The sequence below is a fragment of the Marinobacter lipolyticus SM19 genome (assembly GCF_000397065.2).
GTDB lineage: Bacteria > Pseudomonadota > Gammaproteobacteria > Pseudomonadales > Oleiphilaceae > Marinobacter > Marinobacter lipolyticus.
Genome location: NZ_KE007325.1, coordinates 355343 through 372621 on the forward strand (window position 1 = coordinate 355343; position 17279 = coordinate 372621).

At 58.1% G+C, this 17279-nt stretch carries 11 protein-coding genes; 8 read left to right on the forward strand and 3 right to left on the reverse strand.

The annotated features are described in order from the left end of the window. The first annotated feature begins 232 nt into the window (after positions 1–232). The 8 genes from MARLIPOL_RS11065 to MARLIPOL_RS11100 all read left to right on the forward strand — a co-directional run bounded on the left by MARLIPOL_RS11065 (position 233) and on the right by MARLIPOL_RS11100 (position 12808). On the forward strand, positions 233–2344 hold the full coding sequence (locus tag MARLIPOL_RS11065) for a 3-hydroxybutyrate oligomer hydrolase family protein (protein ID WP_012138195.1): 2112 nt from the start codon (positions 233–235) through the stop codon (positions 2342–2344). 55 nt (positions 2345–2399) lie between these two features. Then, positions 2400–3812, forward strand: coding sequence for a sigma-54 interaction domain-containing protein (locus MARLIPOL_RS11070; RefSeq protein WP_036191454.1), 1413 nt, complete (start codon positions 2400–2402; stop codon positions 3810–3812). Positions 3813–4139: 327 nt separating this feature from the next. Then, positions 4140–5192 (forward strand): TRAP transporter substrate-binding protein, encoded by a 1053-nt coding sequence (locus tag MARLIPOL_RS11075; protein ID WP_012138198.1) that lies wholly within the window; start codon positions 4140–4142, stop codon positions 5190–5192. A 115-nt stretch (positions 5193–5307) separates the two neighbouring features. Further along, on the forward strand, positions 5308–5946 hold the full coding sequence (locus MARLIPOL_RS11080) for a TRAP transporter small permease subunit (protein WP_012138199.1): 639 nt from the start codon (positions 5308–5310) through the stop codon (positions 5944–5946). Beyond that, positions 5946–7310: a TRAP transporter large permease gene (locus MARLIPOL_RS11085; protein WP_012138200.1), complete on the forward strand. Its 1365-nt coding sequence runs from the start codon at positions 5946–5948 to the stop codon at positions 7308–7310. The genes MARLIPOL_RS11080 and MARLIPOL_RS11085 overlap by 1 nt, the downstream gene beginning before the upstream one ends. 12 nt (positions 7311–7322) lie before the next feature. Then, a complete protein-coding gene (locus MARLIPOL_RS11090; RefSeq protein ID WP_012138201.1) occupies positions 7323–8102 on the forward strand; it encodes a 3-hydroxybutyrate dehydrogenase in 780 nt (259 codons plus the stop codon). A 16-nt stretch (positions 8103–8118) separates the two neighbouring features. Next, positions 8119–10110 (forward strand): acetoacetate--CoA ligase, encoded by a 1992-nt coding sequence (locus tag MARLIPOL_RS11095; RefSeq protein WP_012138203.1) that lies wholly within the window; start codon positions 8119–8121, stop codon positions 10108–10110. Between the two features lie 454 nt (positions 10111–10564). Next, entirely contained in the window at positions 10565–12808 is a 2244-nt protein-coding gene (locus tag MARLIPOL_RS11100; protein WP_012138204.1) for an NADP-dependent isocitrate dehydrogenase, read from the forward strand. Between the two features lie 95 nt (positions 12809–12903). On the opposite strand, the gene MARLIPOL_RS11105 is transcribed toward MARLIPOL_RS11100, so the two are convergent. The 3 genes from MARLIPOL_RS11105 to MARLIPOL_RS11115 are packed head-to-tail and all read right to left on the reverse strand — an operon-like array spanning position 12904 to position 17231. Next, positions 12904–14097, reverse strand: a complete 1194-nt coding sequence (locus MARLIPOL_RS11105) for a cation:proton antiporter (protein ID WP_012138205.1) — start codon at positions 14095–14097, stop codon at positions 12904–12906. Between the two features lie 3 nt (positions 14098–14100). Then, complete coding sequence (gene ybaK / locus MARLIPOL_RS11110; RefSeq protein WP_012138206.1) at positions 14101–14571, reverse strand: Cys-tRNA(Pro) deacylase; 471 nt, start codon at positions 14569–14571, stop codon at positions 14101–14103. Beyond that, positions 14568–17231, reverse strand: coding sequence for an EAL domain-containing protein (locus MARLIPOL_RS11115; RefSeq protein ID WP_012138208.1), 2664 nt, complete (start codon positions 17229–17231; stop codon positions 14568–14570). The genes ybaK and MARLIPOL_RS11115 overlap by 4 nt, the downstream gene beginning before the upstream one ends. Positions 17232–17279 lie beyond the last annotated feature (48 nt).

A 17279-nucleotide genomic window follows, 5' to 3' on the forward strand; every position in this document is an offset into this window, starting at 1 on the left:
GGCTATCCGGACACTGCCATTAACTGCCTGTTTACAGTGCGCCAGAGTCTAACGGTGGATACGGCAGTGTCCGGAATCCCGGATAGCCTCGAATCGAACTCCTATCTTTCCAGTAAATATTCTTTGTTTTCAGTGCCTTGGTGAGTTGGCACGGCATACGCATGACAGCCAGTCGGGCCGGAGTGCCTGAGGTTCGGCCTGACCGTTAACAACAACAAACAAGGAACGAATCATGAGACGATTGCTGCTATGCACCCTGATCGGTGCAATCGGGGCTGCGCCCGCCACTGGCAATGAGGGCAAGCCGCCATTCAATGCGATACCCGATTTTATCTCCGGTGATATCCAACAGACGTGGTACGACGGGCAGACCGACGACCTGCTGACGGCTGGCCTGGGCGCCGACGGTCTGGCCAGCGCAACCCCGCCGGCCTTTGATGATGCCCTCAATCCACCCCCCGCGGAACTCCGACGACTGGCGATCTACAACAACTACCGCGCGCTGGTGGACACCGCGCCGGGCGGCGGTTATGGCACGTTCTTCGGGCCCACTGTCGGAGTTGACGGAAACGGTCTGATTGCCGGCGAGGAGTTCCTCGCCTTGATGACGGTAGCAGGCCATACGGTGCCGGTGACTGCGATGGTCCAGGTGCCGGACAGTTTCGATCCTCGCCGGCCCTGTATGGTAACCGCCCCTTCCTCCGGTTCGCGGGGGGTGTACGGTGCGATTGGTACCGCTGGCGAATGGGGCCTGAAAAAAGGCTGTGCCGTAGTCTATACCGACAAGGGCACCGGAACCGGCGCTCATAATCTGGTCACCAACAGTACCCAGCGAATCGACGGTACGCTGACCACCACCGACGATGAATCGGTGTTGTTCCGGGCCAGCCTGGATGATGCCGCCCGGGCAGATTTCAACAGCCAGTGGCCGGACCGGTTTGCCTATAAGCACGCTCACTCGGGCGTGAACCCCGAAGCCGACTGGGGGACTCATGTGCTGCAGTCGATCGAGTTTGGCTTCTATGTGCTGAACGAGAAGTATGGCCGCGAACTGGGTAATGGTGAGCGATTGATGACCATCAAGCCGAGGAATACCCTGGTGATTGCCTCCAGCGTTTCCAATGGTGGTGGCGCCTCTGTCAGGGCCGCTGAGCAGGATGACCGGGGGCTGATCGACGGTGTCGCGGTTTCCGAGCCCAACATCAACCCACAGGTGGATGACTCGTTTACCATTCGTCAGGGCAATGGCCCGGTCATTTCCGGGCACAGCCGCAGCCTGCTGGATTACACCACGGCGCTGGCGGTGTATCAGGGCTGTGCCAACCAGGCACCCGCCATTCGGGATGTGGCACCGTTTAACTCGGTATTCAATCCGCCGGCTATTGGTGAAAACATCTGCGATTCGCTCGCCAGCAAGGGCCTGGTTTCCGGCATTACCACCGAGGAACGTGCCACCGATGCCTTGCGGATCCTGAACGAAGACTTCGGCATTCAGCTCGAGCAGAACCTGCTGGCGCCGGTGCATTTTGGCCTCTCGGTGGCACAGGGTATCTCCATGACCTACGCCAATGCCTATGGTCAGGCCGGCGTTGAGGATCGGGTGTGCAGTCTGAGTCTGGCGGCGACGGATGGCACCGGAGCGGTGGTTCCGTTGGCCCCATCACAGGAAGCTGCCCTGTTCTCGGCCAGCAACGGCATTCCGCCAAGTGCCGGTGTGAATGTGGTGAATGACAATGCCCTGGGCCAGCCGACCCATCTGGCCATGAGCGCTTCGGCCAGTACTGGTCAGCAGGACTATGGCCTGGATGCACTGTTGTGCCTGCGCAGCCTGGTGCAGGGGGAGGATGTCGCCACGGGCAATCCCCTGGAGGGAGCCGATTCCGTCCTGGCCGATGCCATTGATCAGGGTATTGAGGCGATCCGCGCCAGTGGCGACCTGCAGGGCAAGCCAGCCGTGTTTGTTACCGGGCGGGCCGATGCGATCCTGCCGATCAACCACACATCCCGGCCATACCTGGCGCTGAATCAGAGGGTTGAAGGTGATAGCTCCGGCCTGCGTTATTACGAAATTCTCAACGCCCATCATCTGGATGTATTGAATGGATTGCCGGGCGTGGCGGAGCGTTATGTTCCCTTGCACCATTACTACTTCCAGGCACTGGATCTGGTCTACGAACACCTGACCGAGGGCCGGTCCCTGCCGCCGAGCCAGGTGGTGCGAACGGTGCCGCGGGGTGATATCACCACGGCGTTGTCGGAAACCAATGTGCCGGATATCCAGGATCAGCCGCCGGAGAGTGATCTGATCGTGTTTGCTGATAACCAGCTGAATATCCCTGATTGACGGGCTGCCCAGGTTTTGTACCATGCAAGACAATCTCTCTGGCGGTAACCGGTACATGACACAGCTATTTGCCCACAATAAAAAGAATGGCCTGACTCGAGAACTCATCGAAGCCCTGATCCCGATGTTCGAGGAGGCCAGCGCAGGGGCAATCGCTGTTGGTCGTGACAACCGGATTACCTGGATCAACGCCAGTTACTCCGATTTGCTGGGATTCAAATCCCCGTCATCGGTGATCGGCCGGTTCGTGCGGGATGTGATCCCGCACACCCGCATGCCCGAGGTGGTGGAGACCGGGAAACCGCTGCTGCTGGATATCATGGAACACCAGAACCAGCAATTTGTGGTCAGCCGCCTGCCGTTCTTTGATGAAGAAGGCGAGATCGTTGGCGCGGTGGCCTTTGTCCTCTACGACGATCTACAGCCGCTGACGCCTTTGGTCAGCAAGTTTCGGCGCTTGCACCAGGACCTGGCGGCGGCCCGCAAGGCACTGGCAAAAAAGACCCGTGGTACCCGCTACAGCCTGGGGGATTTCGTCGGTGCGAGCCCGGCCTCCCTGGAGGTCAAACGCCGGGCCCGGTTGGCCGCCGGTCGCGATATGCCGGTATTGCTGTTGGGCGAGACCGGTACCGGCAAGGAGGTGCTGGCTCAGGCCATTCATACGGTATCCGGGCGCGCGGAAAAGCCCTTTGTCGGGGTCAACGTGGCGGCCATTCCGGACAACCTGCTGGAAGCGGAGTTCTTTGGTGTGGCGCCCGGCGCCTATACCGGCGCCGACCGCCGCACCCGGGACGGTAAATTTCAGCTCGCCAACGGTGGCACCCTGTTCCTGGATGAGGTGGGCGACATGCCGTTGCCATTGCAGGCCAAGCTGTTGCGGGCGTTGCAGGAAGGGGAGATTGAGCCCCTGGGTTCCAACAAGGTGGTATCGGTGGATGTCCGTGTCATTGCCGCCACCAGTCGCAACCTGGAAGCCATGATGGCTGAAGGCAGCTTCCGCTCCGATCTGTATTACCGGCTCAATGTCCTGGAGATTCCGATTCCGCCCCTGAGGGAGCGGCTGGCGGACCTGGGTGTGCTGTGTGAGGCTCTGCTGGAAGACATCTGCGACGGTCTGGAATTGCGCGGTGAGATTACCGATGCCGCGGTTTCGGCATTGGGAGGTTACGACTGGCCGGGTAATATTCGTGAACTGAGAAATGTGCTCGAGCGGGCGCTCACCATGGGTGAGGATAACGGCCTCCTGGATGCCGATGCCATCTTCAAGGTGCTTCCCCGTAACGGATCTCGCCCGCAGTCATCCCTCTCCCCCCGACCGGTCAGGCCGCTGGCTCAGGTGATGGCGGAAGCGGAAGCCCAGGCGATTGAGTCGGCGCTGGTTGCCTGTCGGGGTAACCGGACCCGGGCAGCCAAGCTTCTGGGTATTTCCCGTTCCGTTCTGTATGAAAAGCTCGCCAGGATGTCCTGAAATCAGGACAGTTGTTCGAAGATCAGGACAACTACCTACGACATAGGTCTTAATGCGTCCTGAAATCCGGACGCTTCGATCTGCCCCTTCTCTGCAATAAAATACTTACGTCGCTGATTTATTTGATTTTTCTGAGTCTGGCACGGCATCTGCTAAATCCCCGACGCAGGACGTCAGAACAACGCGGAAAACAAGACTGGCGCTCAACGTTGGACCCACAATTTGTATTGTCTGTCTCGTTTTCTGCGATGTCTGACTACACTCAGACTAGGACCGTCAGTCAAGAACCGGCGGCCGGATAAAACAACAATGCTAGGAGACTCGCTAATGAAACTCTTCAAGGCTCTCGCCGGAATTACCGGTGCGATCGCCCTGTCCGCAGGATCGGCGTTCGCAGACGACCTTCGCTGGAAAATGCCTGTCGCTTTCGCCACCAATCTGCCAGGTCTCGGTTCTCCCGCAGCCTGGGTGGCCGATAACCTGACCACAGCTTCTGATGGCAGCATTCAGGTCCGGGTATATGAGCCGGGCAAGTTGGTGCCCCCTTTCGATATTCTCCAATCTGTTTCTGACGGCAAGGTATCCGCCGGCTATACCTGGATCGGCTATGACCAGGGCAAGGTGCCTGCGATTCCCCTGTTTGCCGCTGTGCCTTTTGGTATGAAGCCCCCCGCTTACATTGGCTGGTATTACTTCGGTGGCGGTCACGAAATGCTGCAGGAAGTCTACGACAACAAGGGCTTCAAGGTTCATGCCCAGTTGTGCGGCATTATCGGTCCTGAAACAGCGGGTTGGTACTCCAAGCCCATCAAAACACTAGAAGATTACAAAGGTTTGAAGATTCGCTTCGCTGGCCTGGGTGGCAAGGTTCTCGAAAAACTGGGCGCCTCCGTCACCATGATGCCCGGCGGAGAGCTATACCAGGCCCTGGAAAAAGGCACCATTGATGCCACCGAATTCTCCATGCCTGCCATTGATCAGATCCTGGGCTTCAACCAGGTCGTCAAATACAACCTGTTCCCGGGCTGGCACCAGCAGTTCACGGCCCAGTACATGCTGATCAACAAGGATGAGTGGAACAAGGCTACCAATGCGCAGAAGGCGCTGGTTGAGGCTTCCTGCACCGCGGCCACCACTCGTGGTCTGGCCGAGGGCGAGTACAAGAACGGCAAGGTTCTGGCTGAATTCCAGGACAAGGGTGTTCAGGCCGACCAGATTCCCCGTGACGTTCTGCTCAAGCTGAGAGAAGTGACTGAGGAAGTGCTTGAGGAAGAAGCCTCCAAGGATGCCGATTTCAAGCGCGTCTATGAAAGCCAGCAAGAGTTCATGGAAACGTACAAGGTGTGGGATACGCGCGCCTATGTTCCGGCGGACCTGTAAGGTTCGGGGCTGATCCCGGGGCGCCGGAAAAAATTCCGGTGCTGTGATCGAGTCTGGATGGCCCTTCGGGGCCATCCTTGTTTCATGACAGGCTTTCTGAACGAGGAACTGTTGTATGACAGTGTCTGGTAAAGGCTCACCGCAGGATGTGCGGGCATCCGTGTCTGACGCCGGTAAATTTATTCATCATCACACCGAGTTTCCTACAACCTGGCTCAGTCAGGTTATAGACGGTGTAATTTCTGCAATTGGCAAGAGTGCTTCCTGGCTCTGGGTGGTGGTCACCGGCGTGATCATCTATGCAGTGGTGGGCCGCTATGCCTTTGGCCTTGGTTCGGTGACGTTGGAAGAAGTCCAGTGGCACCTGGCCGGTGCAGGCTGGCTACTGGGGCTGGGCTACACGCTGGTGACGGATGATCATGTGAGGGTGGACGTGATCCATGAACGCCTGTCTCTCAGAGGCCAGGCCTGGATTGAGCTTTTAGGCGTGGTGTTCCTGCTGTTGCCGTTTCTCGTGCTGGCAGTTTACGAAATGGTTCCCTACGCCTTCAGTTCCTGGCAACAGGGCGAGACCAGTCAGGCACCCGCCGGGCTTCCACATCGCTGGATTCTCAAGAGCATTCTGGCATTGTCTTTTGTACTGCTGATTCTGGCTGCCCTGTCCCGCCTGCTGAAAGTAACGGCTCTGCTTTTCGGCTTTCCGAAGCCAATCCGGATCGAGTCCGGGAATAACAAGAAAGAGGATGCGTCCTGATGGAGCTTGAAACCCTATTTGTAATCGGCATGTTCCTGACGTTCGGGGCATTGTTGATGACCGGTTTTCCGGTTGCCTGGGTGTTGGGTGGCACCGCGGTTATCTGGACGGTGATTGGCGTGGTGGCGGTTGATAACTTCGGCGCCAATTTGTGGTTCGACTATTCCTCCTCCATGGGGCTGGTGCCTGAGCGGGTGTGGAAAGTTGTAAGTAGTGAGACCCTTGTGGCTCTGCCCATGTTTATCTTTATGGGCATCATGCTTGATCAGTCCGGCGTCGCCGAGCGACTGATGAACGCTATGGTAAAACTCTTTGGTGCCGTTCGCGGTGGCTATGCGGTCACAGTGATTGTCATCGGGGTACTGCTGGCAGCCACCACCGGTATCATCGGTGCGTCCGTGGTGCTTCTGGGTATGCTCTCCCTGCCGGTGATGATGGAAAACAAGTACGACAAGGGGTTTGCCGTGGGCACTGCCTGTGCCACCGGTACCCTGGGGATCCTGATTCCTCCGTCCATCATGCTGGTGCTGATGGCAGACCGGCTGGCGGTGCCCGAGGCGTCGGTGGGCGATCTGTTTATGGGCGCGTTCTTCCCCGGTTTAATGCTGGGCGCCATGTACGTGGCCTATGCCATTATCCGCCCCCTGTTGCAGCCTCACGTTGCACCGGTGCCAGAAGGTACCCTGAAAGTATCCTGGAGTATTGTCTGGGAAGTGGCCAAGGCCGTAGTGCCCACGGCTGCGCTGATCCTGGGTGTGCTTGGTTCGATCTTTGCCGGTATAGCCACGCCCACGGAGGCTTCCGGCGTGGGTGCTCTGGGTGCTCTGTTACTGGCCCTGATGGCTAGACGCCTGAACCTGAAAGTGCTCAACTCATCGTTGCAACAGACCACGCGCACGTCCGCCTTCATCTTTGCCATTTTCCTGGGCGCGACGGCCTTCTCTGTGGTATTGCGGGGCCTGGGTGGCGACCAGGTAATCGAAGATGCGCTGTTGGGACTGCCATTCGGCCCCTATGGCGTGGTGCTGACCATTCTGTTCGCGGTGTTCCTGCTCGGCTTCTTCCTGGACTGGGTCGAGATTACTCTCATCATCCTGCCGCTGGTGGCGCCGGTGGTTCAAACGCTGGGCTTTGACCTGGTGTGGTTCACCATCCTCTTTGCCATGTGTCTGCAGACGTCGTTCCTGACGCCACCGGTAGGCTTTGCCCTGTTCTATATCAAAGGTGTCGCGCCGCCGGAAATCAAAGTGATGGACATCTACAAGGGTGTCATACCCTTCATCATCATTCAGCTGGTGGGGCTGGCCATCGTATTCCTGGTGCCCGAGATCGCTACCTGGCTGCCCGCCGCGGCTTATAATTAAGGAGATAATAAAATGCGTCTAGAAAACCGGATTGCTCTGGTGACCGGTGCCGGTCGTGGCATCGGCAGGGCCATTGCCGAACACTATGGACGTGAGGGGGCAAAGGTCGCGGTTGCCGATCTGACCCTGGAAAGTGCCCGTGACACCGTTCAGGCTATAGAAGCCAGCGGCGGCACGGCCATGGCCATTGCGATGGACGTCACCAATGAGCAGGCTGTTGATGATGGTGTGGCCGCCATTGTCGAGCAATGGGGCGGGCTGGACATTGCCCTGGCCAACGCCGGTGTCCAGCACATCGACCCGGTGCACAAGCTGGCGTTTGCGGACTGGAGCAAAGTCATGAGCGTCCACCTTGACGGCGCCTTCCTGGTTACCCGTGCCGCTCTGCAACACATGTATGCCTCCGGTGGCGGTACCATGTTGTACATGGGCTCGGTGCATTCTCTGGAGGCGTCACCCCTGAAAGCACCCTACGTTGCCGCCAAACACGGTATGCTCGGCCTTTGCCGTGCAGTTGCCAAGGAGGGAGCCGAGCATGGTGTGCGCAGTAATATCATCTGTCCGGGCTTTGTGCGGACCCCCCTGGTGGACAAACAGATTCCGGAGCAGGCAAAGGAACTGGGGATTTCCGAGGAAGACGTCATCAGCAAGGTCATGCTGAAAAATACCGTGGATGGCAAGTTCACGACCCTTGAGGATGTATCCGAACTGGCCGTTCATCTGGCTGCCTTCCCGTCAGCAGCCCTGACCGGCCAATCCATTGTCGTCAGCCACGGCTGGCACATGCAGTAATGAGCAGGAGAGACGGATGAGTAATACAGAACAATCACCGGTAGTCTGGTCTCCCTCGGAAGACACCCTGACCAACTGCCAGATGGCCCGCTTCAAGTCGTGGCTGGAAGATCAGGGCTTCGGACCCTTTACTGATTACCACGCTCTGCACCAGTGGTCCATCGACGATCTGGACACCTTCTGGGCAAAGGTGTGGGATTATTGCGGGCTGGTAAGTGATACCCCCGCAGACCGGGTGCTTGGCAAACGGGATATGCCGGGCGCTGAATGGTTTCCGGGCATGACAACGAATTTTGCCGCCAACCTGCTGCGCCTGGCGGATGGTGAGCAGGCCGATAATGAAGCGGTTGTGGCCTATTGCGAGACCCGACCGGTATTGCGCCGCAGCTATGCTGAACTGAAGGCCGACACCGGCGCTCTGGAAGCCTTCCTGCGGGATCAGGGCATTGTGCAGGGTGATCGTGTTGCCGGCGTGGTCACCAACGGCTATGAAGCGCTGGTTGGTATGCTGGCGGCGACCAGCCTGGGGGCCATCTGGAGTTCCGCGTCGCCGGACTTCGGCGTAGGCGCGATTCTCGACCGCTTCGGTCAGATCGAACCCTCCGCGCTGGTGGTGGTGAACGGCTATGGCTATGGCGGTAAGGTGTTTGCGCGTCAGGCCGATTTCGCCGAGCTGATCGCCGGGCTGCCAACGCTGAAATGCGTGGTCAGCGTCCAGCAGCTGCCGGAGGAAGCGCCCATCGCCGGCGAGCGTGTCACCACCTGGGAAAACGCCCTGGCCTTCGGTGCCGGCAAAGCGCCGTCCTTTACGCCGCTGCCTCCGGATCACCCGGTCTACATCCTGTATTCCTCGGGCACTACCGGCAAACCCAAGTGCATCGTCCACGGCGCCGCCGGCCTGCTGGTCAACCACGCCAAGGAACTGATGCTCCACGGCGACGTCGGGCCGGAAGACCGCTTCCTCTACTTCACCACCTGCGGCTGGATGATGTGGAACTGGCAGGCCTCCGCCTTGCTGACCGGCGCAGCGGTGATCACCGTGGACGGCTCGCCTGGCTACCCGGATCTGAACTTCCTGTGGCAGGTCGTTGCCGACGAGAAAGTCACCCACTACGGCACCAGCGCCCGCTTCCTTGCCGGTTGCCGGAAGGCCGAACTCAAACCCGCCCAAACCCTGGATCTCAGTGCCTTGCGGGTACTGTTCTCCACCGGCTCGCCGCTGTTGCCGGAAGACTACGACTGGGTCTACAGCGACGGCGCCCCTGGCGTGCTGCTGGGCTCCATCGCCGGCGGCACCGACATCTGCGGCTGCTTCGTTGGCGCTACCCCGCTGTTGCCTGTGCGCCGTGGCGAAATCCAGTGCCGTTTCCTCGGTGTCGACGCCGTAGCCTATGGCGACGACGGCAAACCGGTCAGCGAAGGCCGCGGCGAACTCGTCTGCCGCCAGCCACTGCCATCCATGCCGGTATGCTTCTGGCAGGATCCGGACGGCGAGCGATATCGCGATGCCTATTTCAACACCTTCCCGGGCGTGTGGGCTCACGGTGACTTCATTGAATTCACCGAACACGGCGGCGCCATCATCTACGGCCGCTCCGACGCCACCCTGAACCCGGGCGGTGTAAGAATCGGCACGGCGGAAATCTACCGCCAGGTGGAAACCGAGGCTGCGGTGAAAGACAGCCTCGTCATCGGACGCCAGATCGACGGCGACGTGGAAGTGGTCCTGCTGGTGGTGCCGGCTGAGGGAGAAAATCTCGGGGAAGCACTGGTCAAACGCCTGAAAACCCGCATCCGTGAAGGGGCCAGCCCAAGACACGTGCCCAAACACGTGATCACCGTGCCGGACATTCCCTACACCCGCAGTGGCAAGAAAGTGGAACTGGCCGTCGCAAGACTGATCAACGGCTCGGCACGTAGCGACAACCGCGACGCGTTGGCCAATCCAGAGGCGCTTGATCAGATCCGCGAATGCCTGGCCGAGGCAAACCTGCTGCCGAAGGGGTAACCGTAGGTCGGATTAGCCGCAGGCGTAATCCGACGGTGCAATGGCCTGAGAACTGGTTGTCGGATTACGCCTGTGGCTAATCCGACCTACGGTTCCGGGACGGCAACTCCAACGTTGTATCAAGGAGCATGGCTGGGGGAAGCCCCCAAAACAGTCAGGGAAGCCACGCTTTCCGTTTTGGGGGCTTCCCCCAGCCATGCTCCGAGCCGCCAAAATCCACAAACCCAATGTCCGAAAGTTTCGTAAAATCCCGCCTTTTCACCAACCTGTAACAGGTTTTAGCGCATTTTTAGTCCGTTGTTATACTAAGATCGTACCCAAAATCTGCGAAAAAATGGTATCTTAGTAGCCCTATCAAAAGTTCCCGTATCAGTCATTGCTCAGGTTGGGCGTTCACAAGACACCTGACCCCGCCATGACCGTCCTGAACTCACACTCTAGCCTGAGGACGAAAATGACAACATCCAAAGCCAAGATTATCTACACCCTGACCGACGAGGCGCCAGCCCTCGCCACACGTTCACTTCTTCCCATCCTTGAAACCTACGCTAAGCCGGCCGGCATCGAATTCGGAACCAGCGATATCTCCCTGGCGGCGCGTATTCTGGCAGGGTTCCCGGATTATCTGGAAGAAGACCAGCGGGTTCCCGATGCCCTGGCGGAGCTGGGTGACTACACCAAAGATCCGGATGCCAACATCATCAAGCTGCCCAACATTTCTGCCTCCATCCCGCAGTTGCGTGCAGCCATCAAGGAACTGAACGAACAGGGGTACAAGGTTCCCGAGTACAAGGAACACCCCGAGACAGACGAAGAGAAAGAAGCTCAGGCCCGCTACGCCAAGGTACTCGGCAGTGCCGTGAACCCGGTACTTCGCGAGGGCAACTCCGACCGTCGCGCGCCGGCCGCCGTCAAGGCCTTTGCCCGTAAATACCCCCATTCCATGGGTGAGTGGAGCCCGGCTTCCCGCACCCACGTGGCCCACATGCGCGGTGGTGATTTCTACTCCAACGAACAGTCCGTGACTCTGGACAAGGCCACCAATGCCCGCATCGTGTTCGAAAACAGCAAGGGCGAACAGACCGTCCTGAAGGCCGAGCTGCCGCTGCAGGAAGGCGAAGTGCTGGACGGCATGTTCATGAGCAAGAAGTCGCTGATCAAGTTCTTCGAGGATGCGATTGCCGATTGTGAAAAGACCGGCGTCATGTTCTCCCTGCACGTAAAAGCCACCATGATGAAAATCTCTCACCCGATCGTCTTCGGTCACGCGGTGAAGGTTTTCTACAAAGAGCTGTTCGACAAGTACGGCGACCTGTTTGACGAGATCGGCGTTAACCCCAACAACGGTCTGTCTTCCGTTATTGAAAAGATCAAGCAACTGCCGGAGTCCAAGCAGGAACAGATCCAGGAAGACCTGCACGCGTGCTACGAGCATCGTCCGGAAATCGCCATGGTGGACTCGGTAAAAGGAATCACCAACCTGCACGTACCGAGCGACGTTATTGTTGATGCCTCCATGCCGGCGATGATTCGTAACTCCGGCAAGATGTGGGCCCGTGACGGCAAGCTCAAGGACACCAAGGCGGTGATGCCCGAGTCCACTTACGCCACCATCTATCAGGAAGTGATCAACTTCTGTAAGACCCACGGTGCGTTTGATCCGACCACCATGGGTACGGTTCCGAATGTCGGCCTGATGGCACAGAAGGCGGAAGAATACGGCTCCCACGACAAAACCTTTGAAATGAAAGATGACGGTGTGGTGCGCGTGGTTGCCGAAGATGGCACGGTACTGACCGAACACAAGGTTGAGAACGGTGATATCTGGCGCGCCTGCCAGACCAAGGATCTGCCGATCCGTGACTGGGTCAAACTGGCCGTTAACCGCGCCCGCGCCACTGGCATGCCGGCGGTGTTCTGGCTGGACGATGAACGTGCTCACGACGCCCAACTGATCAAGAAGGTCCAGACCTACCTGAAAGACCACGACACCGAGGGGCTGGATATCCGTATCATGTCGCCGGTTCGCGCTATCCGCTGGACCATGGAGCGCCTGATTCGCGGTCTGGATACCATTTCCGTCACCGGTAACGTGCTGCGCGATTACCTCACCGACCTGTTCCCGATCCTGGAGCTGGGCACCAGTGCCAAGATGCTGTCCATCGTCCCGCTGCTGAACGGTGGTGGCCTGTACGAGACCGGTGCCGGCGGTTCCGCGCCCAAGCACGTACAACAGCTGTTGGAGGAAAACCACCTGCGCTGGGATTCCCTGGGTGAATTCCTGGCGATCGCGGTTTCTCTGGATGAGCTGGGTGAGAAGCACGGCAACGAGCGTGCACGCCTGCTGGGTCAGACGCTGGACAAGGCCACCGAGCGCCTGCTGGAGAACAACCAGTCTCCATCCCGCGTCACCGGTGAGCTGGACAACCGTGGCTCCCACTTCCATTTGGCCCGTTACTGGGCGGAAGAGCTGTCCAGGCAGGACAGTGACCAGGAACTGAAGGCATTCTTCGGCAAGTTGTCCAAGCAGCTGGAAGAGAACAAGGACAAGATTCTGGAAGAAATGAGTGTAATCCAGGGTCACCCTGCGGACATCGGTGGATACTACCACCCGCCCGCGGATAAAGTCTGCGGGGTGATGCAGCCGAGCGAAACCCTGAACCGGATCCTGGCGGATGCACGCGATTCTGTGAAGTGATCCAGAGCAACGCCAGCCGGGTGTTTTGACCCGGTATCCTGTGAAAAAGCCGGACAGCCCGCGAGGGTTCTCCGGTTTTTTCGTATTTGGGACGACTAGTCGTCATCCACGGATTCTTCATAACCTTTGCCGGTTTCCCCGGCGTGGCGGAGCTCGATCAGGGTCAGGGGTGGCCCGACCAATTCAAAAATAACCGTCGCTCCAATCACCAGCGGCAGTATGTAGGTCAGCTCTGGCAATCGGTCGGTTGCGACAAGGGCGAGGCCCAGCGCAACGCCGGCCTGAGGCATCAGGCATGCACCGATACGTCGACGGTTATGGGGGGCGGATCCTGCCAGGTAGCCACCAATCTGTCCGCCTGCCAGTCTCCCGGCGATTCGGGCACCGACGTACGCAACACCGAGCGCACCCAGTGCTGGTAACATCGACCATTCCAGCTGATAACCCGCCATGAAGAAGAACAGCGCCAGGAACGGTTCTGAAATTCCGTCGATCGAGCGAAATGGCCGGACGTGGTGGCGTGCCTGGTTGGCAACGACGACCCCCAGAGTCATGCAGGTCAGGAGATAGGAAAGTCCCAGCAGTCCGGCAATGCCTGCTGCCAAAAAAACAAAACCAGCGGATTCCAGCAGCATCGGCTCGCCCGGTCTTATGCGCCCGGTTAACCATGCCATCGGCAGTCCCAGGATGGTACCGAGAACCAGGGAACCGCCGACTTCCACGATGCCGGTACCCAGGCTGCCGAGACCGGTACCGCCATTTCCCATTAACAGCTCTGCGCTTACCAGGCAGACACTGAACAGAATAACGCCCCATGCATCATCAATGGCAACGACCTGATATATCAGCCGGGTCAGTGGACCATTGGCGCCGGCCTCCCGCAGCACATCAAGCGTGGCGGCGGGTGCGGTGGCCGTCGCAACGGCGCCCAGCAGCAGGGACGCTGGCAGGTTGGACGTCACCAGCCAGACTGCGCCGGCAACGAAGGCAGCCGTGACAAGCGTTACCACGAGGCTGACAATCAGGGCTTCCCGGCCGTCCTTCAGATCTTTCACGTACATCCGCTCACCCAGAAGGAAGCCGACCATCGCCAGAGTGAGCTGGGTAATGAAACCGAAATGTTCATCGGCATCCGGGGGCAAAAGATCCAGCAATTCGGGCCCGGCGAGTGCGCCGAGTAATAACAACAGGGTGACTCGGGGGATATGGATCCGTTGGCCGACACCATGAGCGGCAACCGCTAAAAGCAGGGTACCGCCGATCAGTAGCAGGTCAGTGGCGTTAGTCACTGTTCAGTCCTGATGCAGCGGCGTAAATACGCCTCCGGTCAACTGCGCCAGATCTTGAGGTGCGAGCTCAATTTCCAGGCCCCGGCGACCGGCGCTGACGTAGAGGGTGTCGAAACTCCGGGCGGAGTCGTCAATGAAGGTTTTCAGGCGTTTTTTCTGGCCCAGAGGGCTGACGCCGCCGAGCACGTACCCGGTACTGCGTTGTACATCCTGTTTGTCGGCCATGACCGCTTTTTTCCCTCCAGCTGCTTTGGCAACCAGTTTCAAGCTCAGCTGGGACGTGACGGGTACGACGCCGACCGCTAGGTCTTTGCCATCAATGGCGACTACAAGGGTTTTGAATACTCTGACCGGGTCTACCCCCATCTTCTCCGCCGCCTCGGTACCGAACGATTCGCTGGCGGGATCATGCTGGTATTCGTGAATCCGGTGATTCACTTTCGCTTTTTTTGCAGCGTTGATACCGGGTGTCATACTTTGAGTCGGGCTCCGCTATTCCGTGAACGGGTGAAATTCTGTAAATCATCCCATGACAGTGGCCGGGAATACCAGAACCCCTGATAACTGGTACAGCCGAAGGATTTGAGGAGGTTAAATTGTTCCTCCGTTTCCACACCTTCAGCGACAACGTCCATGCCCAGTTCGTGGGCCATGGACAGGGTGCCTCGGGTAATCGCAGCGTCACGCTGACTGGCAGTGATGCCGTTGATGAAGGTTCGATCGATTTTTATCCGGTCGACCGGCATATCCCGCATATAGCTCAGACTTGAAAATCCCGTACCAAAATCGTCAATCGCCACTACTACTCCGAGGTTCTGCAACTCACGGAGTTGTTTGATGGCTTCCTGGGGATCGTCCAGAAAAACATTTTCGGTGATCTCGACGCACAGCTTTCCAGCCTGGATCTGGTACCCATCCAGCAGGCTGGTTATTCGCTCCACCAATCGATGACGATGAAACTGCAATGGTGAGAGGTTAATGGAGATGGTCGGAACGCCTATCTCTGTCAGTCCTGCAACCATGGTTGCAGCTTCCTCCATAACCCATTCGCTGATGGGGATGATTTGCCCGGTACGCTCTGCGACCGGAATGTACTCGGCAGGTGAGATGTAGCCCCGGGTAGGATGTTTCCACCGAATGAGCGCTTCCACCCCGATAATATCGAGATCGTTGCCAAACATCGGTTGATAGAACAGTTGAAACTGTTTCAGGTTCAGGGCTTCGTGAATTTGCTGCCGCAGTGATACTTCGTGCAGGGCATGTTTGTTCAGGCCATCATTGAACCAGTGCCAGGTATTACCTCCCAGTCTTTTGGCCTGATACATGGCCATATCGGCCTGCTGAATCAGCACCATGGCATTGGCCAGTTTTTCATTGCTGACGGCAATACCGATGGCAGCTGACAAGGTGACTTCCACTCCGTCATGACAGAACGGCTGGACGAACTGCGCCAGCATCGTCTCGGCAACCCTGTTCAGGTGATGGTTGTCACCCGGTGCTGGCACCAGGGCAACGAATTCGTCACCACCAAAGCGAGTCAGTGTGGCGTCGGCTGGTACCGCATCGGCAAGACGGTGGGCCGTTTGCTCCAGGATCTGGTCCCCGAAATAATGTCCGAGACTGTCATTGACCGGCTTGAATCCGTCCAGATCGATAAACATGACATAAATAGAGTGGCCCTTGCCAAGGGCGTGCCGGCAGATGTCTGCCAAGTGTGCCTCAAGATAAACCCGGTTTGGTAATCCGGTCAGGGAATCGTGGCTGGCCTGAAAGGCCAGAACTTCCTCTTGTTTTACCCGTGCACTGATATCGTTCTGAACCCCGACAAAGTGGGTGACTTCCTGGCGGTTATTGCGCACCGGGGCAATGTACAAATCGTTCCAGAATGTCGAGCCGTCCTTACGGTAGTTCAGGATGGACGTATGTACCTCCCGGAATTCGGATAGCCTTCGCCGAATCCGGCGCTTTGCCGATTCACCGGTAGCTGCTCCCTGCAGCAGGCTGCAGCTGCGTCCCAGGATTTCATCACGGGCGTATCCGGTGATATGTTCAAATGCAGGGTTTACATAAATGAGAGGAAACCCCGGCAGGCTGGCATCGGCGATGGTTATGCCATTGGCCGATGCTTCTACCCCGCGTTCCAGCAATTTCAGGCGGGCTTCTGTCCGTCTCTGTTCGGTGCGGTCTTTGGCAACCCCGTGAATCCCGGTCACTTTGCCGTCAACAACAATGGGCATGTTGGTAATATCGATATCAAGCAAATCCCCGGAGCGTTGGAATACCTTGATCTCGTAACGCTGTGGTTCTCCGGACATGGCGCCTTCAAAATGCCGGCGCGTGCGCTCAATGTCCTCGGGAGAAACCAGCTTTTCGTAATGCTGCCCAAGGATTTCCGCTTCGGAGTAGTGCACCAGTTCGGTGCCGGCCTGGTTGAACTGAATGAACTTCCCTTCAAGGTCGAGGGTGAATACTGCATCCGGGTTATGGGTGAACAGTGAACGGAAGTGTTGTTCATTGTGTTCTCTGAGAATTCTCTGATGGTGGTTTTCCAATACCAGGCTGACTATGTGCCGCGTGCGTTCAATCAGGCGGAACTGCCGTTGGCTTGGGGTCCGCTGGTCATGGAAATAAATTGCAAACGTACCAAGAAGATCATCGTTGGCGGCAATAATGGGAAAAGACCAGCAGGCTACGAGATTGTATTGGGTGATCAGGTCCGTATAAGGCGAGAACCGATCATCCTGGCGCATGTCCGGCACGATCACCGGCTGGCGGCGGTAGGCCGCGGTGCCACACGCGGCGGAGTTGTCTTCAATGGGTAAGGCCCGCAGGGCTTGACGAAACTCCGCAGGGAAACTGGGCGCAGCCTCTGCCGACAAATTCTCGAGAGGAATATCAGCAAGCATCACGGTGCACAGAGCGCCGGATACCTGGTGTTCGATCAGATGGCAGATACCATTGAGCTTGTCCTCCAGTGGTGTTTGTCGGGTGATGGCCTCTATGGCGGAGTGCTGGTCCTGTATTAACTGGTTGAGGCGATGCTTCTCCCTGCAACTGATCCACCACAGCATCGCGAATACTGCAGCGATGATGGAAGCAATAACAGACAGAGTGACAGGCAGGTTCAGAGACAAGGCTTACCTCATATCCAGGCTGGAACCAGGGGGTGTTCCGGTGAGCGG

Excerpts from the sequence above, each read along its gene's own strand:
- MARLIPOL_RS11090 (WP_012138201.1), top strand. The coding sequence starts at position 7,323 with ATGCGTCTAGAAAACCGGATTGCTCTGGTGACCGGTGCCGGTCGTGGC.
- MARLIPOL_RS11095 (WP_012138203.1), top strand. The coding sequence starts at position 8,119 with ATGAGTAATACAGAACAATCACCGGTAGTCTGGTCTCCCTCGGAAGAC.
- MARLIPOL_RS11075 (WP_012138198.1), top strand. The coding sequence starts at position 4,140 with ATGAAACTCTTCAAGGCTCTCGCCGGAATTACCGGTGCGATCGCCCTG.
- MARLIPOL_RS11065 (WP_012138195.1), top strand. The coding sequence starts at position 233 with ATGAGACGATTGCTGCTATGCACCCTGATCGGTGCAATCGGGGCTGCG.
- MARLIPOL_RS11070 (WP_036191454.1), top strand. The coding sequence starts at position 2,400 with ATGACACAGCTATTTGCCCACAATAAAAAGAATGGCCTGACTCGAGAA.
- MARLIPOL_RS11080 (WP_012138199.1), top strand. The coding sequence starts at position 5,308 with ATGACAGTGTCTGGTAAAGGCTCACCGCAGGATGTGCGGGCATCCGTG.
- MARLIPOL_RS11085 (WP_012138200.1), top strand. The coding sequence starts at position 5,946 with ATGGAGCTTGAAACCCTATTTGTAATCGGCATGTTCCTGACGTTCGGG.
- MARLIPOL_RS11100 (WP_012138204.1), top strand. The coding sequence starts at position 10,565 with ATGACAACATCCAAAGCCAAGATTATCTACACCCTGACCGACGAGGCG.
- ybaK (WP_012138206.1), bottom strand. The coding sequence starts at position 14,571 with ATGACACCCGGTATCAACGCTGCAAAAAAAGCGAAAGTGAATCACCGG.